Below are 23147 nucleotides of genomic sequence, written 5' to 3'. Positions count from 1 at the left end.
TTAAGTTACAGGGTAATGCTTCCGCTTGTGCTTTTGAGGTTCTCTCTCGCCTTTGAGATCTGAAATGACATATTTAGAGTGTGTAGTATAAAAAATAGCCCGGCCAAATGGTCGGGCTATTTTTATCATTAATCTGCCGAGTGATTAATGGCTCATGTGTTTTTCCATGTGATCTTTGCTTTCTACCGCCATTTCTACTTCCACTTTACCTGCCTTTTTAAACGTAAGCGTCACAGGGAAACGGTCACCTTTTTTCGGAGTCTGCGTCGGGTTAAAAATCATCAAGTGAAAACTTCCTGGCTCCAGTGCCACAGTATCGTTTGCTGGGACAGTAATTTCATCGACCTTAACCATCTTCATCACACCGTCTTCCATAATGTGATTGTGCAGTTCGATACGTCCTGCGACAGGGCTTTCCGCTGCGATCAATGCGTCTTCCTTATCACCATGGTTATTAAGCTGTAAGAAGCCGCCAATAACAGGTGCATTCGGTGGTGCTTCACGGCTCCATGGGTGAGCAATTTGGATATTGCCTGCCTCATATTCGTGAGCAAGGCTCATTGGGCTAGCAATTAAAGCAACAAGAGTGGTAACAAGGGTTTTAATCTGTTTAAGCATGTGTGTTTTCCTTTTGAAAATAATGGGCTCCCCTCATCCAGTAATGGGTTTGGGGTTATTGTTATTTTTAAACCTGATTGATCAATATGAGCTCAGGCAGGAAAAGTACACGGAGGAGATTGCTTTGGTGCGACATGCTTGTAAACGAGCTTACCGCATTGAGTAAACTGGTACAGAGTTAGCGAGCTTTTGACACGTCGTAACCAATGAATAGTGGCCAGATAGAACCCAATACCGACCAACAAGAAGAACTGCACTGATTGGAGCAGAGGACACTCAAATTGGAAACCATCATGTAAATGAAGGCCATCAATAAACTCTGATGAAGCATCACTGTTAGCTGTAATCAGTGTATTGATGTCGACCCATTTGAATCCGTCTGCGGTACACAGCAGCACTTGTTCGTTCTGAATCTCATTAAGCCAGTTTTTGCTATGGACTTGAGTTGGGTTCATGACAGCAGTGGAAGCAAGATACAGCTGAAACAACACCGCGATAATGATCGCTAGAGCTGCTATTCGTTGAGTTCGATGCTGTACGTGGCTGGTTTCCATGCGGTTTGGGGTCTGGATTGAGTCGGCGCAGAATACTAACAAATAACCTTACGTATGTAACGGTGAGATTTATAAAAAGTGATACAAGTGTAGTTGGTTTGTATTATTTTTCCGCGTTACATTCGCGAGCGAGCACAATTACTGACCAACGCTAATTTTCAACGCGTTGTAGGCTTTGGTTTTAGGTCAAAGTGCTGATGAAATTACGTGCTAGATTTGCAGGATATCAAGTCAAACTGAACATCTATTCCGCACTTGTTTGCCATTAACGGAATTATGACAGTAATTTAATAAAGGATACGGTATTCTCTTACCCCTTTGTATATGCCTGAGCGTGTCCTTATTTGAATGTAGGGGGCGCATTCTTAAGAAATTCTCCAATGAAATACGAACAACAGATCGAATTTCGATACCCTAAAGGCCGATTTGCTATGGTGAGTGTTTACGCATTCACTGGCGCGGCTATTTTAGCGTCGACCATTTTTTCACTTTTGCTTTTTTTGTCTATTGACGAAGACCCAATGATGCAGACCTTGTTTGGTGGTCTGGCAATCATTTTTGAAGCTGGCAAATTTTATGCGTGGTACGAGTATGGTGAGCGCCGTGCACACAGAAACTACACCGGTGCGGTTACCGCATTAGTGTTTTACTCTGTGCTTGCTGTGATCTCCATCGGCGGAAGTGTTGGTGGCATAAACAGTGCGACTAACAGTGCACAAAGCCATATCTCAGTTGAACAGGCGAAAGTTGAGGCGTTCAATCGTCAGATCGCATCCATCGATCAGCAAATTGAACTCAATAATATTGCTGCTCAGAAATACATAGAGATGGAGCGTATCGCCACAGGGGTAACCCGTATCCAAGAGCAGAATAATGCGCTACGTGAAGAGCAACAACGATTAGCGATGGAGCGTGACAGTCTACCACCAGTAACTCAGGGTTCGGTGATAGGATTGATTGACAGCTTAGCGAATGCATTCGGGACGACCTCTCAGCAGGCTCAGCTTGGGTTGGTAGTGTTCCTATCAATTTTACTTGATTTCTTTGCTGCCTTTTTTGTTGGCTTAATTGGTGAAGAGCAACGTTTCCGTCATTTCTATCGTCGTCACGAAGGTGTTAGGTTAGAACGAATTCGCGATATTGAGCCAGAACCAGTTGGTTATCTTCCTCACATTAAAGAACAGCAAGAACTAGTGGTTCAATCGCAGCCAGTTGAAGAAGCTAAAGAACCTGATGAGCCAAAACCTCTTTTGGATCAGGTTAGCGATGCGCTCTGTACGCGTCAGATAACCTGCACTAAAAAAGCGGTAGCAAAGCAGTTTAAATTATCCGCTGAAGAAGTTGATACGGTATTTGAAACGCTCGCTGAGCAAGGACTGGTTGGGAAGAAAGCTAACCACCATTACCACTGGATTGGTGAAAAAGCAGCGGCATAACTAGTATCATATCTTCTGAGCAATTTCATAAAATAAAGAGCGTCGGTTGACGCTCTTTTGTTATCTGTGGGTTGGGAATAGAGCTGGTGAAGGTTCGACAGGTTAATTACTCAACTTTTTAGTGACATCTTTCACCGTTTTCTTTTCTTTCTCCGGAGTGACAGCATCTACGGCTTTGCCTGCAAGCCCGTCGTCTGGAATCTTATCAGCTGCCGTATCTTTTAATGCTTCTTTCGGTGTACAACGACCGCCAACACCAACTACCGCTTTTGTTGCTGCGGCTTTAGCTGCCTTCTCTGCATCACAGTCTGGATCCAAAACTCCTGCAAAAGTAGCTGTTGAGCCAAAAAGAAGCAGAAGTAGAGCTAAGTTACGTTTTTTCATTGCTGTCCCCCGGTGGGCTGAAAATATAGATAAAGTGTAATTGAGTTGAGTGAATTTGTTAGGCAATAAAGTTGTTTTGCGATTCAGCTTAGTGGCGTGCGAGTTATATACCTATGACCTGAAAGCAAAGTTATTCCTAACCTCCAGTGAAACAAGAAAAAATTGGAATTTGCAGTAGACTGAATATAGCGAAGGGGAAATTCAAGGAGTGAATATGCTTGCTTATATGGTCAGCCGAAGTATTGAAATCGACAAATCTCAAAAAGAGATCATCGACTATCTTAAGGATTTTAAAAACTGGCCAGTATGGTCGCCATGGGTCATTCTCGAGCCGGGTTGTGAACTCGACTATCTCGGTGAACAAGGGCATGTCGGAGCGGCTTATGAATGGGACGGTAAACGCATAGGCGCGGGATCCGTTGTATTAGAAAGTACTCAAGAACATCGGTTGGATATGGAGCTCCACTTTTTCCGCCCGATGAAAAGTCATGGTAAAGTTACCTTTATAGTGACGCCGTCACAAAATGGTTGTTTGGTCGAGTGGCAAATGCATTCATCTGTGCCTTGGTATCTATTTTTTGCTAAGAGCTTATCTAAGTCGATCATCGAGATGGATTTTGATCGGGGACTTAGGATGCTCAAAAGCCAATTAGAAACAGGGCAAGTTCTGTCAGAACTCGTGGAGATATCTAATCGCAAGCAACCAACCATCCATTATGTCGGTATCAGAGGCTCTGGCATTATTCCCCAACTGGGTTCTATCTTGAGCGAACATATGGAGCGATTGAGAGAGTTAGCCGCTAGCGAAAACTTGCCAGTGAACGGCGAACTGTTTTGCTACTACCAATCAATCGATGTGAATACTGGTCAGTTCGAATTTATCACTTGTCTGCCATTAGAGACGGAGGTTACTGCACCAGAAGGGTTTGTTTCAGGCACGATACGTGAGTGTGATACGTTTGTGGTAGAACATCGTGGAGAGTATCAACTGCTGGGAAACGCTTGGGCACTGGCAATGAACTTAACCCGTCATAGTGGCATTAAGGTGAAGACTTCACCGCTTGGAATTGAGCGCTACTTAAATAGCTCAGAACAGACAGAACAGGCAGAACTTCGTACTGAGGTCATTCTTTTCGAAAAGTAACTTAAGTTCGAGTTGGTGGATGACTAGTCGTTAATGAGTATGTTCAAAAACACTATTTATTCTTTTAACAACAATTAAATGTGACATAAATCACACTATGTGTCTCAATATTTAAATGTACAACTAATTGTCATAAATATTTAATATTCCCATGGGTTGCCAAGAAACTTTATATTGGACATAGTGTTATTAAGCCGCAAAAAGCGGCTTTAGACAGGGAATAGGAGATTACATATGCATAATGAAATGATTCAACCTTCGCACTTCGGCATCATTAGTCGTACTTGTATCGCATCATTGCTAATGATGGCGGGTGTTTTCACTCTTCTTTAACAGAGTTGTAGAGCATCAGTATCTACATTGAAAACGAGGCAATATTCAGGGAATTACCTTAAGTTTATATAAGGTATTCCCCTGAAAGTAACAAAAATTCAAAGCAAATTAGCTTAACAAGCTAAAAACCAAAGCACTCACCGCAACAACACCCGTCATTAGTACAAAGTAAGTGGAAAGTTTTCCACGATATTGCTTCAGAGCTTCTATTTTGTATACCGCAATCATTGGCATGATAAATAAGATCATCGCGATTACAGGTCCAGAAAGTGCCTCCATCATGCCCAGTATGCTTGGGTTCAGAATGGCCGCAATCCAAATCGACAAAAACAGCACTACAACGGTTACCATATCAGCTCGGCGCTGTGGCAAGTTTGAATTCTTTGTAAGTAAACCGTTCAGGCTTTCTCTTGCTCCCAAAAAGTGACCGAGAAATGACGAAGTAATAGCTACAAATGCGACTAAAGGCCCTAGTGTTGCGATGAATGGGTTTTCCGTGGCATTCGCCAGATAGGAAAGAACCGATACATTCTGGGCTTTTGCTTCGGCAAGCTGCTGGGGGGAAAGTGCTAAAACACATGAGAAGACAAACAGCAGTACAAACGCAATCAGCATAATGCTTGTGCGATGCAGAATGCGCTCAGCTTTGAATTCTGCATCTTTCCTGTAGTGACGGCGCTGTACGTTAGCAAAACTGGAAATGGCCGCAGCGTGGCTAAAAGAAAAAATGACAACAGGTATTGCTAACCACATGGTGTTTGCAAAAGATGCGGCTTCAGGCGCGTTTAACACCGGTGCAGTCCAGTTCGGTATCAAATAAAACGATAGCAAGGCAAGGATAGCAACCAATGGGTAAACCATAACGGCAAATGCACGCAGCATTACTTTCTCTCCAGCCATCATAATTGAAATCAAACCAAAAACCAGAACGCCGGAAAGCAGAGGTCGAGGCAGGGATTCCATACCAGCCTGATTGAGCATAAAGCTATCAACCGTGTTAGTAATACCCACACCATAGATCAAAAGGATCGGGAAAATGGAAAGAAAATAAAGTAAAGAAATTGAACGTCCTGCTTTCGGACCAAAATGCTCTTCTACCACATCCGTAAAATCGGCATTTTTAATTTTTGAAGAAAGGACAAATCGTGCTAAGCCACGGTGTGCCAAGTATGTCATCGGGAAAGCGAGGATAGCCATTGTCACTAAAGGCCAAAAACCACCAATACCTAGATTGATTGGCAGGAATAGAATGCCGGCACCAACAGCAGTGCCAAATAAACTCAATACCCAATGTGTATCATGTTTCGACCAGGTAGCTGTGTTTAACTTGCTAGAACTTAAGGATTTTTGAGACTCTTTCACTTAAGAATTGCCTTTGTGTAATAAATAATATGGCAGATGGTACATTTATTAGTGATTCTGATCACATGAGAAAGGTGGTGAATCATACTGTTAAAAAGGCAATATCGTAACTTTTCAAACCATGAATATTTTCAAAAACCAGTTGATTATATCTATTTTAGATTTTCAAATTGAAACTATTATCTTATTTTTAATGAATTTATAGTTTTTGATTTTGTGATTAAACTTTAATCAAAGAGGAATAGGCTATACCCATAACATATTTCTGGATTTGAAAATCTATCCTCTTAGGGTAATAGTGATAACTTTTTGATGCTTACTAACAAGGTTGCTTATGGTGCCAGTTGAGCAATTCTGCACGAAAATGAATTCCATTTGCACATTATCAGTGCGACTAAATGGAGTGTAAAAATACCCATATATTGCAACGTATTGATATGTAAGGAATATAAAAGTTGGCACTTCGATTGCAATGTAATAATTGTTCATCGTTAACTCGATGCGCCGCTCTCCTTAGCAGGCGGAGAAGCGGGATAGGGTATTACTTTTTTGTTATATATGTACTAACAGCGTTTAAGGCAGTGCAGCCTCTCTCGATTCGGGAGAGGTTTTTTTTTGTTTGTTAACGGGACGGCCGAAAACGGCAGGAGGCGAGATGTCACAAGGATACAAAAAAGCACTTGTCCTTATTGTGGTGTTGGATGTGGCTTAGAAGTGAATTCTCAAGAAATCATTGGTGACCGACGTTATCCCCAAAATTCCAGATTGTCGTGCATGAAAGACGCAGCATTGGCTGAGAGTCTAAAAATGATACGTATGTGTCAGAGTAACTACCATTAAGGACATCCTAATGATTAGGTTCATGAATGGGGGCGTGGGCAGTGCGAATATCGACACTGAATCTGCTCAATAATCTCACAACTAAACTGAAAGGAATCAACCCAGTATTGATTGTGATGGGAGACGTGGTAAAACTAAGAGAAGAGTTATTAAACACCGTAGAGTCAGTCGCGGAATTAGAGGGAATATGAGCAGCATTCAGGAATGTATCAGAACGGTAGGTCGTGGAGAGCGAGGTAGAAAGCCTCTTAACTTTGAACAAGCCTATCGGGTTATGGACGAGTACTTAAATGATGAGTTTGATGACGACCAAATGGCAATGCTGCTGATGCTCATTCGTGTACAGAATGAAACACAGCAAGAAATTGCAGGCTTTGTTAAAGCATTCCAGTCGCGTATGCCCGCTATCGGTGCTGATATTGACTGGCCTTGTTATGCTGGAAAGCGTAAAGCAGCGGGGGAGCCATGGCATCTTCTTGCGGCAAAAATTCTGTCTGATAACGGGTATAAAGTGTTGTTGCATGGTTACCATGATCGTCAGTCTGGACGTTTGCATGCAGAGGACTATCTGGACAAATTTGGCATAGTAAAAGCGCAATCGACAGAAGAAGCGAAGCGTGTACTGGAAACTCAGAATATTGTTTATCTTCCTCTGAGTGTATTTGCACCTCAGGCTGAAAAGATGATTGGCTGGAAAAACCGTTATGGGCTAAGAACACCAATCAACACAGTTGTTCGTGCACTCAATCCCGGACAAGCGGAGATAGGCATTCGTGGCAGTTTTCATCCGGGGTTCCAGCAACTCCATGCTGAAGTAGAGCATGAGATTGGTCAGACTCGTCATGCCGTCGTATCTTTCAAAGGTCAGTCTGGTGAGTCTGAATACAATCCTAAAGTGAGCCAAACTGTATGGTTAAGTCAAACCAGTGGCGTCACTTCGCATTACTGGACAGAGCAAATGCTCTCAGAAGTACCGATGCCGGAAACGTGTCCTTTTGAGACTGCAGAAGATGACTTAACACAGATGGCCAATACGGTGCTCGCAACGATGACCGTTGTGCTTTTTGCCGAGTTGCTAGATCGAGAAAAAGCCTATGAACGTGCGTTTTCTTTCTGGGAGGAGTATGTAAGAGGGTGAGTGCTCATTTTAATTACTCGCGTTAGTAATCTTTTGTATTTAAATTGTTAAATTCGAATCCTTTATCTATTGTTTGTTTAGATTGATTAGTGGTTTGTTGGCTACTTATCAGCTTCATAATTCCCCTTATGGCGAACGTGTTTTAAATAATGCCTATTAAATAGCTATTAAGGGGGTTAACTCAGCTTTCAAAACGCAACAGAGGACAAGGATAATGGTTCTAAAGCACACTTCTTTCGGTGAAACGGTCTCGCATCCTATCCCCCAAGAGGCATTTGACTGGTATGACGAATACGCTCACGGCAAGATATCGCGCAGAGAGTTTATTAATCGAATTGGCGGTCTGGCCGTTTTAGGTTTTAGTGTGACAGCACTGCTTGAAGCATTGACTCCTAACTACGCTCTAGCGGAACAAGTTTCTTTCAACGATCCCGACATCAAAGCGACCTATCAAACCTTTCCTTCCCCTTCTGGACACGGTGAGGGGAGCGGCTATCTGGTAATGCCTAATAAAAAAACCATCAAGTCTCCAACGGTCTTAGTAATTCATGAAAATAGAGGGTTAAACCCTTATATCAAAGATGTAGCAAGACGTTTGGCAAAAGATGGTTTTATCGCTTTTGCTCCCGATGCGCTTTATCCTCTTGGAGGCTATCCCGGCAATGATGATGATGGCCGAGAGATGCAGAAAACGATGGACAGAGCCAAGATTGAGCAGGATTTTATTGCGGCGGCAAACTTCCTTAAGCAGTATGAACACAGTACCGGTAAACTTGGTGCGGTGGGGTTTTGCTTTGGTGGTTACATCGTCAATATGCTTGCTGCGGTTATGCCTGACAAACTCGATGCGGGCGTACCTTTTTATGGGACACCAGCAGAAGAGTCGATTCGTAAACACGTCAAAGGCCCTTTGATGCTTCATTTTGCCGGGCTTGATCAACGCGTCAATGACACTTGGCCTGCCTATGAGCAAGAGCTTAAAGTGAATGGCGTAAATTATACTGCGTTCATGTATGAGAACGTTAATCATGGATTCCATAATGACTCTACTGGTCGTTACGCCCCTGAAGAAGCCGCTTTAGCGTGGGATCGTACGATTACGTTTTTTCGTGAACACCTAGCTTAGCTATTTTTTTAGATTTGATATCGATGTAGAGCAGGTGACTATGATTGGTATAACGGAAGGAAAAAATTAAGGCCAGTGTAAACTGGCCTTTGTTTTTGGAACTCTATGATACAGTGACGAGCAAAGTATTTACACGTTCGTATTTATAGGCAAGCCTAATCATACAAATCGTAAGCCCCTTCAATTGCATGAATTAAATCGACTATCAGAGTATTGTAAGGTGTAGGAACACCGTACAATTTTGCTTGCTCTACGATCGCGCCATTAATAGCATCAATTTCCATTTTTACATGGTTTTTTCTGTCCTGATACATGGATGAATAACCATCTCCTGCGGTTTCGCAGACTGATTTCACCATGTTTAACGCTTCGCGGCGGTCGAAATAGGTTCCGTCAGCTTCCGCAACTTCTATCGCTTCATACACTAATCGTTTTGCAAAATCCCAAGCATACTGATTTTGAATCATGTAACCGATAGGTGTTTGAGTAATAGCGGTAAATGTATTTATTGACAAGTTAACCAGCAGCTTACTCCAAATGATGCGTTGAATATCATCAGCGACTTCAACTTCAAGATTCGCCTCTCTCAAAACATCAGCAACGATATCGACAACTGAGTTGGCATCGTGATTACTGCCTATAGTGGTGATACCTGCTGCGGGATGTTTAATTGTCCCGTTACCAAGGTTAACCGCATTGTGCTTACTCGTTCCGATAATGATATTTTTCTGGGATGCGTATTTTTCTATCTTTCTGTCGTTACCTGCACCATTTTGCAGGGTGACAACCACAGTAGAATCGTTGAACAGGTCTTTATTTTGTTCTAGTGCAATGTCGGTATAAGTAGATTTCACAAAAAGGATGATCATATCTACTTCATGGTGACACTCGCCAGAAACAAAAGCATTGATGTTAGGGAAAACAACCGTCTTTCCGTTCATTTGTTGAATCGTTATACCAGATTCCCGGATAGCCTGTACCTGAGTTTCCTGAGCGTCAATCATGTAAATATCATGATTTTTACTTAAATACGCTCCGTATAAGCAACCCATGGCACCTGACCCAATGATGGCTATTTTCATGGCTCGTCTCCGCTCAATTACTGATTTGATGGGCCATCAGCAATCTTAGTTAGCCAATTGTGAGTATCAGGTGCTTTACCCCACTGAATATCGTTCAGTGCTTGACGTAGTTTTTGGGCGATTGGACCCATTTCACCCGAACCCACCTTAAAGTCCTGACCGTTGTGAATTAACGTACCCACAGACGTCAATACCGCCGCAGTGCCAGAAAGCATCGCTTCTACACCCGGTTTAGCAGCACGTTCTAGTAACTCTTCAACGGATACTTCACGTTCTGATACTGTCATACCCAGATCTTTAGCAAGAGTCAGGATACTTGCGCGTGTAACACCGTGCAGGAAGCTCGAGTCTAGTGCTTTAGTAATGATTTCGTTACCGTCAACTAGCAGAAAGTTTGCCGCACCCGTTTCAGTAATGTAACCGTTTGGACAGAACAGCACTTGGTCCGCCTGATACTTTTGTTTTGCTTCCAATGTTGGAGCTAAAGCGCTGGCATAGTTACCGCCACTTTTGATCATACCCATGTGTGGGGCACAACGCTGACCTGTTTCATCTAGCAGTAAACGCAATGCATGAGCACCGCCAGCGAAATAATCGCCTACTGGTGAAAGCAAGATATAGAGCATTGATGAGAGAGATGGTGCTGCCGCTTTGCCTACAGCTGCTTCTGTACCAATGTGAGTCGGACGAATGTACATTGAGCCAGGAGGTGTAGGAACCTCTGATGCGAATTCAGAAACAACATCAACGATCATTTTTGATACTTGTTCTTTATCAATCTCAGGCAGAGAAAGTAGCTTACTACTTTGAGCAAAGCGCTCAACGTTTTGATCCATTCGAAAAACGTGTACGCTGCCATCTTCATGGCGAAATGCTTTTAAGCCTTCAAAGCAAGTACTGGAGTAATGCAATACGTGAGCGCCGGGATGTAGCGAAATACTATCGCTTGATACGATCTGAGTGTCAGTCCATTGATTATTTTCAAATGTTGCTAATGCCATCTTAGGCATGAACACTGTACCAAAAGCCGCCATTATGACTCCCTTCTTTATAAAATTATGAAGCAGATAGGTCTGCCATGTGTAATGTGCATATCTGCATTGTATGTTCTTTACCAGTGTCACGTTCACTAACAGGTAACGATTGAGTTCGATCAAGTGCGGTTAGATTGACCACCGATCGTCTTAAAATCAGTATAAAGATTTTTCAATCAGAGTGTTATCAGTGTCACGCAAAAGTGTTGGTCAGAGCGTTCCTTCTTTTTAAGCTATTTAGAACCTACTCTCAAGTCAAATTTATAGAGAGATCTATAGTTAAGTCGGTTCCCCTAAAAAGTAAGGAGGAGACTTATGGGATCTTTTCTCGTTTTTAACTTCGATGGTACAGGTAATGAGCCGGAAGGTGCGCAGCAAGAAGTTAAATATAAAGCAAAGCAAGAAGATGACAATATTAGCAATATTCTCAAACTTCACTTGATGATGGGAGGCAATCTTTTTCGTAGTGGTGAGCATTATGGACAATCATATCTAAAGCCCATAGATCATTGTTTTTACTACCAAGGCGTTGGCACTAATGGTAGTTGGGTAAAACGAGCAATCAATCAAGGTTTAGCATTGGAGAAAAGTGACGTCGCTTCAATCCTGAACAAGGCAAAGGCAGACTTTTATCAGAACTATAAAAAGGGAGATATTGTCCTCGCGACCGGTTTTTCTCGAGGGGCAGCATTAGCCCGCCGTTTTGTTGGTCTTATTGCGAAAGAGCATCCTGAAGTAACATCTGATACCGAGCCATTTGTTTTTCTGTGTGTATTCGACACGGTAGCCAGTATTGGTTTACCGAACTTAAGTAGCGCAAGCCGACCTGATTACGACGTAGTATTTGAATATGGCTGTACACTCTCACACATTGTTAATCAGGCCATCCATTTGGTCAGCCTCGACGATAAACGTCGCGCGTTTCAGCCAACTTTAATGAACCACGACCACGAAAGAATTCATGAAATTTGGTTTGCTGGTGCACATTCAGATGTTGGCGGGGGATATTACCGCGATGGGTTATCAGACGTGACTCTGAGCCATGCCATGAAATGGATAGAGCATATGTCTAAGAATCACTCCCTTCCGTTAATACATTTTAAGATGCCGAGCCAAGCAGAAATCGATAACGCTTGCCCTGAGCGGTTAAAAGGAATGATAGGCCTTGATGATTTACAACGTAACCCAAACTCGTTGGGCAAGAATCATCAGCAAGACCGATGGCCAGTAGTTGATTGGATAACCTTAGACGATAGACGTTGTTGTGTCATAGATCATGACAAAATCAATGATGAATTGTTTCCCGTTATTCACTATGCCGTTGCTGAGCGATTACACCGAGATGATGACTACCGCCCTAAGTCTTTAATGAATAAGCGCCACTATCTTTGGTACGATTTCATTAATCCTCCTGTCGACTGCCCAAGCTACACGCAGCACATTCATTATGCCGCCGTAAATTGGGAAGAGCTAAAAGTCGGTCAATCTGCAGAGCGGATTATAGATGCAGATCGGTACTATAACTTTACTGGAATAGTGGCTAAGAAAGGAGAGGAGTACCATATAAAGGTAAATGATGGCGATAGGTGGCATGACGGAAAAGAAATCAGCTGTGACGGTAATGGTTGGAACTGTGATCAGGTACAACTTGGGCTTGCAGAACTTCCAATCAGAGCGATGAAAGGGTTACGCAGAGTGCCAAGTGCTGACTGGTTTACGCTCTGTGCTGTTGTTGATAGCGACGATGATACCGCAAAAGCTGTGGGGCAAAATGGACACTATCAAGTAACCAAAACGGGAGAGTTGCAGTTCTTCGCTAACGACCTGAAATTTAAATATGGTAACAATAGTGGCAGCCTTAGGGTCAGAATAGAGAAGGTCAAATAAAACGCTCTAATTTCATATATATCAATAGAGTAGGGCTTTGTTGCGAACATCTTATTGTAATACCAAGCCCTTCTAGTTTATTTAACACTATATAAAATATTTTAGAGTTAGGATTTTACACATAGATAATGCACCGTACATTGTTAAAACGTTAAGTTTCATATATTTGCTTGTTGTTGTTTTATTTCTGACGTTTTAAATGCTTAAATTTTCTAATTTTTTATTTTAAAGGAAAATTAACTAGTTAATTAAATTGAGCCTCAAATATCCATATAAAATTAGTAAAGTATTCAACTAGTAGACTAAAATTATATGTATTATTTTTATTATCGTTAAATGTAATTGTATTTAACTGCAGTTGGTTGAATTGTATATAAATTTCTAATTAGGTATTAGAGGGTTATCACAATGAAAATCGCGGAGTTACTTTCTATACAAGGTCCATTACCTATCAGTGAACTCACTGAAAAACAAGTTGAAGAGTTACAGAAGGCTCTATGTATTCTCGGATATCCAGTAGGAAGCGTTGATGGCTTAATTGGCCCCAAAACACGAAACGCCTGGGCGGAATTTAAAACGGATGAACTGCCCGGTAACCCTGATTTGATCGGTAAAGAATCTGTTGAACGCTTGCAGGTAAAATTATCTGGTATCACAGCGGATGATTCATATGATTTTACGAGTAAAGATGGCGTCATAGAGGCTATTAAGCGTGAATGCATGTTGCAGGGTTTAGATTTAGATACACAGAAAGCCTATGTATTAGCGACCACACAGTGGGAGACCAACCAAACCTTTATGCCCGTTAAGGAAGCATATTGGCTCAGTGAGAAATGGCGACAAAAAAATCTTAGATATTTCCCATTTTATGGAAGGGGGTTTGTACAACTTACTTGGAAGAATAACTACGAGACATATTCTCAATTGCTTGATGTCGATATGGTGGAAGATCCCGATATAGCGATGCGGCCTAATATAGCGCTATTTGTTTTAATTCATGGTTTTAAAACAGGTACTTTTACAGGGCGAAAAATAGCAGATTACATTAATGAAACGAAAACAGACTTTATTGGAGCAAGACGGTGTATTAATGGTAGTGATAAAGCTCATGAAATTTCAGAAATTGCCAAGGGATTTCTAAGAAAGTTATAAGTTGTTCGGCTAGATAGTCATGAGTGATTTGGTGTTAAATTAATTCAAAATGTAATCAAGTATTTATTACCTTTATTGTTATTATTCTATCTTGAAATGAGTTTTGGATTTTTAAAAAACGCGATGACAGATATTTCATATTGACCAATTATGTTTTTATTATGCTAGACAAATAGTGGGATATATTATACGGGGTTAGCTTAATGGGATATTACCCTCTTATAGCAGTTTTCCTTCTACTTTCCTTTTCATTTCCCTTATTTGGGACTGTCGGAATCTATGCAGGCATGCTCTGTATTCCTGTTGCCATTTACACTGGCTTTCGCTATGGATGGTCTGGTGTGGTCGCAGTAGCTTTAGGTGGTATCTTGCTACCTGTCGGGTTCGGTTTGGCAATTGGTGCATTTCCGCCGGATTTGGATATTTATATACTCTCTGTCGTTACGGCTGGGATTGCTGCTTCAAAGTATTCACTTAAAGAACTGGCGATAGAGCCTAAACCATCACTCGGTTTTTTTGCAGGTTTCGCATTACTGCCACTTTTCGTTCTGATTGCTCACGAAGAGTTGAACAATGGATTACACATTACCGTTACGTTATCGCTGCTCCCAGTTCTGTATTTCCTGCTGTTTTTGTTTGGCTTGTCACGAAAGCGCTTTGTTTTGGTGGCAATAACATTATCCAGTGTGACTCTCCTGGGGATTGTGCTTGAACTCATCCAAGACTGGAGCCGGGTACATTACCTGCTCAATACGCTTGCTGATTTATTTACGGGTCTGGGTTGGTACTTCGCTGGCAGTTATGTTTCGGGAATATCGGATGAACGAAGTCGGAGCTCGCTCTTCCAAAAATGGCCTCGAATTACACTCGCAGCCTTAGTAACACTATGGGCTGCATACCCGGTTTGGTCACTGCTCCGACAATCTAATAGTGATTGGATGTATTTTGTCAGCCAACTTACACCGGTTGGTAGTGTTTATGCGATGCCTTTAGCCTCTTTATTCGCAGGACTGCGTTTTCGATTTCGTGGAGCCGCCATTGTCACCTTAATCGCGTTTGCTTCTGAATTGGCTGGCCCAGCTATGGAACTATACAACGCGGACATTGGTACACCTTTTACCGCCTTTGGCTTTGCTGTACTAGGTACTCATATCGCCGATCATCTAAGGGGAATCGATACAAAGTGGTATCCATGGCATTGGACCGCTTATGTCCTGTTTGGCTTAATTTGCGTGATATCAGTTTGGGGGGCAGACGGTCTCGAATCACCCGAGGGCCTAATATATGTGTTGATGTTCCTTGTAGCACTCATCGTTATCGCAATGGCAGGCCGAAAATTACTGAGTCGCGCTAATGTCCTGCTCAGCTCTCAATCATTGAAAGGAGTCGTCTCCTTAGTGGGGGTGTTACTACTGTTACCAGGTATCCTCTCTCACATACAACTTTTCTGGCGTTCAATTATAGAGGCTGTAAGTGGCGTTTACTTACTGGTTATCACTCATGATCAAAATTTCTGGGATTCTGGCAATGAGGCTATGCTCACCGCTATATTAATTTCGTACTTTACCGTTTTACTCGCTGCTACTTCAAGTATGCTCAAATCACTGCCTCCCTTAATCAAAGACTGGCGAAAGCTAATGGCTTGGTTCAGGGCTACGTTTGGAAAGGGAATACTAGTCGTAACGGTACCTAGTCGAGAGCAAGATGAGCCACAAGATGGAGATAGATCGCTTCCCTTATGGCTAGTACGAACCACAGATATTGTCCAATGGCTCCGCAATGGAATGGCATTGATCAGCGCTGTTCTTATCGTGCTGATCATAATCTACGCGGACTAAAAGCGTAGCTCATATATTGAGTTCAGCTTCGAACACTAAACCGCTATCATATTGATTTATTATCAGAATTGACGAGGTAGGGCGTCAATTGTCGAGTGATTGAATATGTTCACCATTTGCCCAGTGGCCTATCTGGGACAATACTTGTTGTTAGAATATTGTAGCTATTCATATGAGTTTTGTGTTGGCTGAAACTATATTGGTAGATAAGGAGGACATTGCCATGTTTAGTACTGACAAGTTAATAGAAAATTGTATAAAAGCAGTCGCAGAGGGGAAAGAAGCCGTTCGTGAAGTCGTCGCTGAAGCTGTGTCTGACAAAGGCAAGGTCATCTCTGTACTTGGAAACCAAGAACATGCCGGAATACATCTGTTGCACAGATCTCCTACACTCACGATTATTAACTTTGCTTGGGCTCCGTACATGAACTTAATGCCACATAACCACCAGATGTTTTCGGTTGTGGGTATTTATACAGGAAGAGAAGACAATATTTTCTGGAAAAAAACTTCGACAGGAATTGAAGCTTCCGGCGCAAAATCCCTTGGGGCAGGAGACATATGCGTACTTGATGAAACGGCCATCCATTCAGTTCTTAATCCAATAGGAAAAATGACTGGCGCTATTCATGTCTACGGTGGGGACTTTTTTGCCCCGACAGAGCCTAGAAGTGAATGGGACCATGAAACGTTGGTAGAGCGCCCATGGGATGTAGAGCACGTTAAAACTATTTTCCGAGAAGCGGAAGAGAGGTTTAATTCCACCAAACATTAAACATCATTCAGTTTCATTCACCACGAGTTCGGTATAGCCTGTTTTGTCATCCATCTCACGGCCAAAACTTAGGTTTGGATAGCTATGAATGATCAGCTCTGCGGTGGTATCAATAATGGTTCCTTCCATCAAATGGCCACCCCAAACCTGACCCTGTTTGTCCGCAACCGAAATGTGTATGTGCTGATGATCAGGGGTTAGGGTTCCCATTACAGAGACAATCTCAAACGGCTCATTTTTGGATAACGTACTTTCTGCGCCGGCAAGGCGAAGCTTGAGTGTTGATACACATCCTACGCAAGAAGCGATGCTGCCCGCTTTGATGTTATGGTCTTGAACGATCTTAGCAAGACAGTGTTTGAGATCCATGCCTCTGGTGAGCCGAATTGCAATTACGTTTAATGACATGTTACTTCCTGATTAATACCAGAAGACACGACAACGCTGTGTCTAAATCGGTATATCGCTTGGCTTTGCCGAGAACCCTCATGCCTTGCATGTTATTGAGAATAAAACACGCCAGTTGTGCTGGTTTCAGCGTTTTAGGAATCAACGTTTCCTTTTGTGCGTTTACTATTGCTTCAGTCAGAATGTCGATGAGATGGTCAAACAAGAAATGCCCCATACGCAGAACATCCTCATCTTCACCAGCGTGTTCGACTAAGGCATTTTGAATAAAACAGCCACAACTGTTTTTGCGTTGAAGCGCGGCAAAGGATGTCAAAAAAGCTTCGATTTCCCGTAGTGAAGCACCGTCTTTTTGCAAATTTGTCAGTGAGGGTAACGATACCTTTTTAAGGTATGCATCAAGCGCTTCATAATAGAGCTGCTGCTTGTCACCATAGGTGTTGTATAGACTGAATCGGTTGATGTTCAATTCATCTGTTAGATCGGAGATGGTCGTATTCGCAAAGCCCTTGCGCCAAAACACATCCATCGCGACTAAGAGTTTCTCATCTCTGTCGAAGTTAGCTTTTCTTGCCATATAGTTACCTACCCAGAAATATTTGCCTTAAAACATCTTCCAATCTTATGAACTGACTAATAATTATATTCTTGACTGAACGTTTATAAATTGACTAGAGTATAACCTAACCGAACAGTTAGATAAAGGAATGGGGTGTAACATGAAGTTGTATGAAACCGCAATGACGCCAAGTTGTAAGCGAGTTAACATTTTTCTTAAAGAAATTGGTGGTGACGTAGAGCGAGTCGCATTAAACGTACGTGAAGGTGAAAACCTCATCGACTCTTTCAAACAAAAAAGCGTTAACGGTAAAGTGCCAGTTTTAGAATTGGATGACGGTACAACGATTTGTGAGAGTGTTGCGATTTGTCGTTATTTCGATGAGGAGTTTAGTAACAATCTTAACTTATTTGGTGGAAATCAACGTGAGCGCGCTCAAGTTGAAATGTGGCATCGTGTTGTTGAGTTTCAAGGGTTGTATGCAGCATTTCAGGCATTTAGAAACATCACGGCGATTTATCAAGATCGTGAGAACTGCGTCAAAGAGTGGGGTGAGGAATCTAAGTCACGCGTACTGGAGTTTTTACCGATTCTTGATAAACGTTTAGGGGAAAGCGAATTCATCGCAGCCGATCGTTACACCATCGTTGATATTACTGGCTTTATATTCGTTGGTTTTGCAATCAATGCACTTCAGATAGATGTGCTTTCTACCGCTCCAAATATTGCCCGCTGGTATGAACAAGTTTCAGCTCGTGAAGCATTCCAAAGCTAATTAACGGTAATATTCATTTCGGATATTGTGAGCAGCAAGCGTTTGTCTCGTTTGCTGCTTTTCTTTTTGGAATCTAACACACGCAATTTGTTGGATTTTCTCTTCTTTTTCTATCATTAATCTATACTTATATCTGTAACAGTTGGCTTTTTGTTTGCCGTAAAGCCTCTTGTTTTTGGTCTGAAGACGTTGTTCTCAATATGAGAAGCGCGATAAGAGACAGGGAGAGGGTTATGAATATTCAAGTGAAAACCATCAATAACGTCCTAATTGCAATGTTGATGATGTCTGTTTTTGCATTAATCGCTATGTATAACAGTAATAACCAGCAAAATCAGGAAATTGAGCAGTTACGTGAGCAGTTGATAGAGAAAGAAAATCAAATAGTAGTATCTAATGAAGCCCTATCGTATACACGTTACCAACACCAATTACTGGCAGAAGATTACAATCGCTTCAGAGATGAGCAGTCGACGAATAACGTGTTACGTCAATAATCAGAAAGAACGCTAAGTCAGGTTTAGCAAAAATGGCTTTGTTTTGGTTTTAGGCGGGGGAGTCGCTAACGAAACTTGTTGTTCTTTCGGGGATATCAAGTTTTCTTACTTTGACTACAAAAAAGAATCTAAAAACCAAGCAAAGCGTTATCGCTTTACCTGGTTCCTAGCACTGACGGTTTTTATTATTTTGGTTCGGTAGTTTGTGTTGGCGATAGTAATGCCTCCAACTCTTCTTGAGTCAGAAGTTCTTCAGTTCTGAACATGCCATACTCGTCATCTAACGACATTTTCGTCCGGCTAATCAGGTACCTTTTCTGAGTTGGCGTTAAATCCTTGAGTGAGTCGATCAGCTCTCTAAAGTTGCTATTGTTCATTGCCATATATCCCCCCCGTTTTAAGCCTATACAGATTTGCTATTCATGTAGTCTAAGTAAGCAAAAATCTGCTGATTGATCGTTAACAGTTCCCTATTAACTATAGTGATATCTGACGCATCCGGTGCAATATTGTTGCGCGTATCTTGTTCAATTTCTTGCAACGCCGTGACCGCTGTATCTTCTCCGAAACTTTCTAATGCTCCTTTTAAACTATGTGCTAGCAAATGTAGTTCTGGCCAGTTTTCATTGGCATACAACTCATTAATGCGCTCTAAACCATTAACGTGCTCCTCTAAATATGTAGACAGCACTGTGATAATCATCTCTACATCGTTATCCATATATTTGTTTAACAAGGTGAAATTGATCATCTCTTAATCCCTATATAGCAAATGATAGTTAAAAGGTGCAGGCAGTCGGGTTAGGTAAAAACCAGAAAGATAGTCTTTCAACCAGAGAGACCAATTTGAAGGTGACGAACTTTGTAAGAGGTATGTGATTACAAGGCGAAGAGTAGTGGATAAACAAGAGCCATAAGACCGTGTAGCCTTAGTCTGCGACCAATGCGCATATATCAGGCAAACGATCTTAGTCGTCTTTGAGTCTAATGAAATCGCTTGGTGATTTCTCGTCATTACAGACGTCGGAGAGTCACCAACGACTAAAGTGTTTGTATCACCAGCATCCAATCTATCTTCATTCAATGTTCTTCTTCCTTGCAGAGCATTACTTTTAAGCTAGTAACCTGACTGCATAATAGCAAGGCGTTAGCAAGGAAAAGGGGACTTTAGCCACATTTTATAAGCAGTCGTATGGTTAAGTTTGGTAGCGTATTTAGGATCGATTGGGCGTGAATACTCAACTGAGTAGTGAAGTCAGTCGTATCTAGTAAATGCATTATATTTTCCGCACTACAACATACTTTTGTCGGATAGGCGACACCTGTTACCAGATGCCGCCCTCCTGAGAACCGTACGTGCAACTTTCACTGCATACGGCTCAAGCCTCCACTAAGGCGTTATTGTAACCCAGCAACTCACAAAGCAGTGGCGACAGGGTCAAACCATGAATTGCGACCGGTGTTTTTCACCTTACGTTCATTGAGAAAACCTTCCCAAAAAGGATCGAACGGGTTCGCTTGACTCATGATTTTTACATGTCGCTTAATTGGCACCTGACCGATTTGAAACAGTCGGATCACGCCATACAGTCCATCCTTTTTAAACCAGCCATGGAAAATCCATTGCCCTTGATAGTTTAGAAAGTACTTATGTGCGATCCATTTGCGCCCCTTGTTTGGGTGACGCCTGACTGACCATCGCCATAACGCTAGAAACATCTGGTGGCCAACATAGCCGAAGGTTTGTTTAGCAACACAATGGCGATAGTAATTCGCCCATCCTCGTAGTTTCGGATTCATCATCTTGATGAGATCGGCTACTGGGATTGTTGCGTGTTTTCTAATGAGGTCACGCATGTTTCGTAAGAATGATAATACGTTGGACTTGCTCGGTTTAATGAGCAATTTCCCTTTGTACTTTCTGGCGTTAAAACCAAGAAAGTCAAAGCCATCATTGATATGAGTCACATGCGTTTTCTCTTCAGAAAGCGTTAAGCCTCTTTCTTGTAAGAAAGCCATCAGTTGCGGCTTAATGTCATTCACAAGGACTTCCTTTGAAGACCCTGTGATAACAAAGTCGTCAGCATAACCTATAAAGTTTACTCTGCTGCCTGTTTTGCGAGCTATAGACTTAGTTAACTTTTCTAGTCCGACAAGAGTAAGCAACATCAGGGTGGGTGAAATTATCCCACCTTGTGGTGTTCCCTCTGCCGTTTTGTAGAACAGCCCCTTGTCTATATAGCCACATCCCAGCCATTGCTTGAGCATCCTTTTGTCTGTCGGGATATTATCAAGTAGCCACTGGTGACCTATCTTGTCAAAACAAGCTTTGATATCCCCCTCAAGAACCCATTGTGCTGCTCCCTTTTTGCACAGGCATTTGAAGCACTGCTGTATTGCATCGGCTGCGCTTCGATTGGGTCTAAAACCATAGCTGTTAGGGTCGGCAATTGTTTCAGATATAGGTTCTAGTGCTAGAAGATGTAACGCTTGTTGCGCTCGGTCTATCATACACGGGATACCTAATGGTCTAAGCTTGCCGTTTTTCTTTGGGATATAGATTCTTCTGAGCGGTTTGGCCCGATAGCCTTTTCTGCTCAGTAAACTGACTGCCGCCATTCGACGTGCATCGGTGTTCCAGATGTCGCCGTCAATTCCTGGCGTTTTACTGCCTTTGTTTTGTGATACTCGACGAACAGCGAGAAGCTTTGCTGTTTTCGAGTGAGTCAGTATCCACTGTAGTGCTTTCGCCTTACCGTGTTTACCTTCTCGGATTGCTTTTGCAATGCGCATCTGGAGCCTTAACACATGGCGCTCAACCGCTTTCCAGTCGATGGATTGCCATTGGGCGCTGCCAGAAGGGGCACTCACTTCATGAGAAGAGATCATCTGCGTTCCTTCTTAAATAAAGTTTTCCAAATCATCTTGCAATGGGAGACCAGTTGGAAGTGGGCACACTTTCGTGTCAGACATCCGTCTGTATCTGCATCATTACAATGCAGCATTCGCTTTTTCCAACCTCCTTTACCAGCACCGCTATCGGCTCTCTTCACAGACAGCTTTCCCAAAGGAACGATACTGGCTTACCGTGTTCCACATGTCGCGCAATATCAGGTTAGATGCCCACTATAGTGCGGGGAGCCTATCGATCACGAAAGAGTACTGTCCAACCTCTTTCCTACTCCCATCGCCATTTTGGCCACAGCGTATTAACCACTTCCGCTGCTTCATCGCATAACGCACCTTACATGGATTCACTTTCATTCATCATACTGATTCCCTAGCACTCACCCAATTCGTGGTTATCAGGAGGAGCATCACCTCACGGTTTCGCTCCCGTCTAGCACTATGCCAAACTTCGTTACATTGTCAGGCTCGCTGCTTTATTCAGAGCCTTAGGGTCGTCTGGTGATACAAACGGTTCACTCTTATCGCGGTGAACAGCGCTTCATGCGACTTCACGTCGCACGGACATAAACGAGCTACAGCCTTTACTAAATTAGCATTTAACGGATAACCTGTGGTATTGCAAAACCTCTTACCGACAGGCCAAATCAACTCACTCACTACAATCACACACTTCACGATGATTGAATAGCCACTAAATCAGTAGACTGCAGAAGAGGAAGTCAATGAGCGGCAAAATCTGGGCAGTTGGACACATGGATTGGTAGGTTATATGTACTAGTTGTATTTAAGGTGGCTGCAGCGGCTTCAGCATTGCTTTGGTTCACCCCATAACGTGACGTTATGTGCTAAATGGTTTGGAATTTAAAACCTGCTTATCTTACAGGGAGTTTTATGTTTAGAGTTGTGTATGAGTGGTGTGTACCAATCGAGAAAATGGACGAGTTTCAAGATGCCTGGCGTTCGGCGACCGAATCCATCCACACTTCGGTAGAAGGTGCGCTCGGTAGCTTTATGCTCCGTTCCTATGATAAGCCTGAAAAGGTTCTCACTATTGCCAAATGGCGAACGCGCGAAAATTGGGAACAGTTTTGGGAAAATCGTAATCCAGAAAAAATGCAGAAGATGCGTGCAATTGCTGAACGTATCTCGGTTGAAGCATTCGACGAAATAGAAGATAGAACTAAATAGTGTCAGCGACAAATCGCGCAGGGGCGTCTTTGGAGTCAATAGATAGATAAATCGTATGTATTAAGCGTGCTAAAGAAACTCTAGCTAATCATGGTAAGGCGTTTCAA

At 42.4% G+C, this 23147-nt stretch carries 23 protein-coding genes; 12 read left to right on the top strand and 11 right to left on the bottom strand.

Going from position 1 to position 23147, the window contains the following annotated elements; genetic code table 11:
* Window positions 1-144 precede the first annotated feature (144 nt).
* Entirely contained in the window at window positions 145-618 is a 474-nt protein-coding gene (locus WJM94_RS17185; RefSeq protein ID WP_444495420.1) for a copper chaperone PCu(A)C, read from the bottom strand.
* A gap of 92 nt (window positions 619-710) precedes the next feature.
* On the bottom strand, window positions 711-1172 hold the full coding sequence (locus WJM94_RS17180; protein ID WP_444495419.1) for a hypothetical protein: 462 nt from the start codon (window positions 1170-1172) through the stop codon (window positions 711-713).
* Window positions 1173-1552: 380 nt separating this feature from the next.
* Between WJM94_RS17180 and WJM94_RS17175 the strand changes: the two genes are divergently transcribed.
* A complete protein-coding gene (locus WJM94_RS17175; RefSeq protein ID WP_444495418.1) occupies window positions 1553-2608 on the top strand; it encodes a Preprotein translocase subunit SecY in 1056 nt (351 codons plus the stop codon).
* 102 nt (window positions 2609-2710) lie between these two features.
* Here WJM94_RS17175 and WJM94_RS17170 read toward each other — a convergent pair whose 3' ends face one another.
* Window positions 2711-2992: a hypothetical protein gene (locus WJM94_RS17170; RefSeq protein WP_444495417.1), complete on the bottom strand. Its 282-nt coding sequence runs from the start codon at window positions 2990-2992 to the stop codon at window positions 2711-2713.
* A 214-nt stretch (window positions 2993-3206) separates the two neighbouring features.
* On the opposite strand from WJM94_RS17170, the gene WJM94_RS17165 reads away from it, so the two are divergent.
* Window positions 3207-4136, top strand: a complete 930-nt coding sequence (locus WJM94_RS17165) for an SRPBCC family protein (RefSeq protein ID WP_444495416.1) — start codon at window positions 3207-3209, stop codon at window positions 4134-4136.
* 441 nt (window positions 4137-4577) lie between these two features.
* On the opposite strand, the gene WJM94_RS17160 is transcribed toward WJM94_RS17165, so the two are convergent.
* Window positions 4578-5831: an aromatic amino acid transport family protein gene (locus tag WJM94_RS17160; RefSeq protein ID WP_444495415.1), complete on the bottom strand. Its 1254-nt coding sequence runs from the start codon at window positions 5829-5831 to the stop codon at window positions 4578-4580.
* A gap of 714 nt (window positions 5832-6545) precedes the next feature.
* On the opposite strand from WJM94_RS17160, the gene WJM94_RS17155 reads away from it, so the two are divergent.
* The 3 genes from WJM94_RS17155 to WJM94_RS17145 all read left to right on the top strand — a co-directional run bounded on the left by WJM94_RS17155 (window position 6546) and on the right by WJM94_RS17145 (window position 8935).
* Complete coding sequence (locus tag WJM94_RS17155) at window positions 6546-6671, top strand: hypothetical protein (RefSeq protein WP_444495414.1); 126 nt, start codon at window positions 6546-6548, stop codon at window positions 6669-6671.
* A gap of 187 nt (window positions 6672-6858) precedes the next feature.
* Window positions 6859-7809 (top strand): glycosyl transferase family protein, encoded by a 951-nt coding sequence (locus tag WJM94_RS17150; RefSeq protein ID WP_444495413.1) that lies wholly within the window; start codon window positions 6859-6861, stop codon window positions 7807-7809.
* 214 nt (window positions 7810-8023) lie between these two features.
* A complete protein-coding gene (locus tag WJM94_RS17145) occupies window positions 8024-8935 on the top strand; it encodes a dienelactone hydrolase family protein (protein ID WP_444495412.1) in 912 nt (303 codons plus the stop codon).
* A gap of 155 nt (window positions 8936-9090) precedes the next feature.
* Here WJM94_RS17145 and WJM94_RS17140 read toward each other — a convergent pair whose 3' ends face one another.
* Both WJM94_RS17140 and WJM94_RS17135 read right to left on the bottom strand, forming a co-directional pair.
* Window positions 9091-10017 carry a ketopantoate reductase family protein gene (locus tag WJM94_RS17140; RefSeq protein WP_444495411.1) on the bottom strand — a complete coding sequence of 309 codons (927 nt, stop codon included), beginning with the start codon at window positions 10015-10017 and terminating at the stop codon, window positions 9091-9093.
* Window positions 10018-10034: 17 nt separating this feature from the next.
* Window positions 10035-11051, bottom strand: coding sequence for a branched-chain amino acid aminotransferase (locus WJM94_RS17135; protein ID WP_444495410.1), 1017 nt, complete (start codon window positions 11049-11051; stop codon window positions 10035-10037).
* Between the two features lie 315 nt (window positions 11052-11366).
* On the opposite strand from WJM94_RS17135, the gene WJM94_RS17130 reads away from it, so the two are divergent.
* The 4 genes from WJM94_RS17130 (at window position 11367) to WJM94_RS17115 (ending at window position 16703) form a co-directional block, all read left to right on the top strand.
* Window positions 11367-12938 carry a phospholipase effector Tle1 domain-containing protein gene (locus WJM94_RS17130; RefSeq protein WP_444495409.1) on the top strand — a complete coding sequence of 524 codons (1572 nt, stop codon included), beginning with the start codon at window positions 11367-11369 and terminating at the stop codon, window positions 12936-12938.
* Window positions 12939-13346: 408 nt separating this feature from the next.
* Window positions 13347-14090 carry a peptidoglycan-binding protein gene (locus WJM94_RS17125; RefSeq protein WP_444495408.1) on the top strand — a complete coding sequence of 248 codons (744 nt, stop codon included), beginning with the start codon at window positions 13347-13349 and terminating at the stop codon, window positions 14088-14090.
* Window positions 14091-14377: 287 nt separating this feature from the next.
* Entirely contained in the window at window positions 14378-15928 is a 1551-nt protein-coding gene (locus WJM94_RS17120) for a hypothetical protein (protein WP_444495407.1), read from the top strand.
* A gap of 223 nt (window positions 15929-16151) precedes the next feature.
* Window positions 16152-16703, top strand: coding sequence for a hypothetical protein (locus WJM94_RS17115; protein ID WP_444495406.1), 552 nt, complete (start codon window positions 16152-16154; stop codon window positions 16701-16703).
* A gap of 3 nt (window positions 16704-16706) precedes the next feature.
* Here the strand turns inward: WJM94_RS17115 and WJM94_RS17110 are convergent, their stop codons facing one another.
* Both WJM94_RS17110 and WJM94_RS17105 read right to left on the bottom strand, forming a co-directional pair.
* Entirely contained in the window at window positions 16707-17111 is a 405-nt protein-coding gene (locus tag WJM94_RS17110; protein ID WP_444495405.1) for a PPC domain-containing DNA-binding protein, read from the bottom strand.
* Window position 17112: 1 nt separating this feature from the next.
* A complete protein-coding gene (locus WJM94_RS17105) occupies window positions 17113-17688 on the bottom strand; it encodes a TetR/AcrR family transcriptional regulator (RefSeq protein WP_444495404.1) in 576 nt (191 codons plus the stop codon).
* A gap of 142 nt (window positions 17689-17830) precedes the next feature.
* On the opposite strand from WJM94_RS17105, the gene WJM94_RS17100 reads away from it, so the two are divergent.
* Both WJM94_RS17100 and WJM94_RS17095 read left to right on the top strand, forming a co-directional pair.
* Window positions 17831-18445 carry a glutathione S-transferase gene (locus WJM94_RS17100; RefSeq protein WP_444495403.1) on the top strand — a complete coding sequence of 205 codons (615 nt, stop codon included), beginning with the start codon at window positions 17831-17833 and terminating at the stop codon, window positions 18443-18445.
* Between the two features lie 233 nt (window positions 18446-18678).
* Window positions 18679-18942, top strand: a complete 264-nt coding sequence (locus tag WJM94_RS17095; RefSeq protein WP_444495402.1) for a hypothetical protein — start codon at window positions 18679-18681, stop codon at window positions 18940-18942.
* 185 nt (window positions 18943-19127) lie between these two features.
* Here the strand turns inward: WJM94_RS17095 and WJM94_RS17090 are convergent, their stop codons facing one another.
* The 3 genes from WJM94_RS17090 to ltrA all read right to left on the bottom strand — a co-directional run bounded on the left by WJM94_RS17090 (window position 19128) and on the right by ltrA (window position 21831).
* On the bottom strand, window positions 19128-19319 hold the full coding sequence (locus tag WJM94_RS17090) for a hypothetical protein (RefSeq protein WP_444495401.1): 192 nt from the start codon (window positions 19317-19319) through the stop codon (window positions 19128-19130).
* Window positions 19320-19345: 26 nt separating this feature from the next.
* Window positions 19346-19693, bottom strand: a complete 348-nt coding sequence (locus WJM94_RS17085) for an Hpt domain-containing protein (protein WP_444495400.1) — start codon at window positions 19691-19693, stop codon at window positions 19346-19348.
* A gap of 665 nt (window positions 19694-20358) precedes the next feature.
* The gene (gene ltrA / locus WJM94_RS17080) at window positions 20359-21831 is read right to left on the bottom strand and encodes a group II intron reverse transcriptase/maturase (RefSeq protein ID WP_444495399.1); all 1473 of its coding nucleotides are present in this window, start codon (window positions 21829-21831) and stop codon (window positions 20359-20361) included.
* A gap of 912 nt (window positions 21832-22743) precedes the next feature.
* Here ltrA and WJM94_RS17075 point away from each other — a divergent pair.
* Window positions 22744-23040, top strand: a complete 297-nt coding sequence (locus WJM94_RS17075; protein ID WP_444495398.1) for an antibiotic biosynthesis monooxygenase family protein — start codon at window positions 22744-22746, stop codon at window positions 23038-23040.
* The last annotated feature ends 107 nt before the right edge of the window (window positions 23041-23147 follow it).

It is taken from the genome of Vibrio sp. YIC-376, assembly GCF_052353105.1.
Classification (GTDB): domain Bacteria; phylum Pseudomonadota; class Gammaproteobacteria; order Enterobacterales; family Vibrionaceae; genus Vibrio.
The sequence above is the reverse complement of the archived record's forward strand: the minus strand, read 5'-3'. Positions and strand labels throughout refer to the sequence as shown.

Coding starts and splice junctions, on each gene's coding strand:
- WJM94_RS17185 (WP_444495420.1), bottom strand. CDS start 618: ATGCTTAAACAGATTAAAACCCTTGTTACCACTCTTGTTGCTTTAATT.
- WJM94_RS17180 (WP_444495419.1), bottom strand. CDS start 1,172: ATGGAAACCAGCCACGTACAGCATCGAACTCAACGAATAGCAGCTCTA.
- WJM94_RS17175 (WP_444495418.1), top strand. CDS start 1,553: ATGAAATACGAACAACAGATCGAATTTCGATACCCTAAAGGCCGATTT.
- WJM94_RS17170 (WP_444495417.1), bottom strand. CDS start 2,992: ATGAAAAAACGTAACTTAGCTCTACTTCTGCTTCTTTTTGGCTCAACA.
- WJM94_RS17165 (WP_444495416.1), top strand. CDS start 3,207: ATGCTTGCTTATATGGTCAGCCGAAGTATTGAAATCGACAAATCTCAA.
- WJM94_RS17150 (WP_444495413.1), top strand. CDS start 6,859: ATGAGCAGCATTCAGGAATGTATCAGAACGGTAGGTCGTGGAGAGCGA.
- WJM94_RS17145 (WP_444495412.1), top strand. CDS start 8,024: ATGGTTCTAAAGCACACTTCTTTCGGTGAAACGGTCTCGCATCCTATC.
- WJM94_RS17140 (WP_444495411.1), bottom strand. CDS start 10,017: ATGAAAATAGCCATCATTGGGTCAGGTGCCATGGGTTGCTTATACGGA.
- WJM94_RS17135 (WP_444495410.1), bottom strand. CDS start 11,051: ATGGCGGCTTTTGGTACAGTGTTCATGCCTAAGATGGCATTAGCAACA.
- WJM94_RS17130 (WP_444495409.1), top strand. CDS start 11,367: ATGGGATCTTTTCTCGTTTTTAACTTCGATGGTACAGGTAATGAGCCG.
- WJM94_RS17125 (WP_444495408.1), top strand. CDS start 13,347: ATGAAAATCGCGGAGTTACTTTCTATACAAGGTCCATTACCTATCAGT.
- WJM94_RS17120 (WP_444495407.1), top strand. CDS start 14,378: ATGCTCTGTATTCCTGTTGCCATTTACACTGGCTTTCGCTATGGATGG.
- WJM94_RS17115 (WP_444495406.1), top strand. CDS start 16,152: ATGTTTAGTACTGACAAGTTAATAGAAAATTGTATAAAAGCAGTCGCA.
- WJM94_RS17110 (WP_444495405.1), bottom strand. CDS start 17,111: ATGTCATTAAACGTAATTGCAATTCGGCTCACCAGAGGCATGGATCTC.
- WJM94_RS17105 (WP_444495404.1), bottom strand. CDS start 17,688: ATGGCAAGAAAAGCTAACTTCGACAGAGATGAGAAACTCTTAGTCGCG.
- WJM94_RS17100 (WP_444495403.1), top strand. CDS start 17,831: ATGAAGTTGTATGAAACCGCAATGACGCCAAGTTGTAAGCGAGTTAAC.
- WJM94_RS17095 (WP_444495402.1), top strand. CDS start 18,679: ATGAATATTCAAGTGAAAACCATCAATAACGTCCTAATTGCAATGTTG.
- WJM94_RS17090 (WP_444495401.1), bottom strand. CDS start 19,319: ATGAACAATAGCAACTTTAGAGAGCTGATCGACTCACTCAAGGATTTA.
- WJM94_RS17085 (WP_444495400.1), bottom strand. CDS start 19,693: ATGATCAATTTCACCTTGTTAAACAAATATATGGATAACGATGTAGAG.
- ltrA (WP_444495399.1), bottom strand. CDS start 21,831: ATGATCTCTTCTCATGAAGTGAGTGCCCCTTCTGGCAGCGCCCAATGG.
- WJM94_RS17075 (WP_444495398.1), top strand. CDS start 22,744: ATGTTTAGAGTTGTGTATGAGTGGTGTGTACCAATCGAGAAAATGGAC.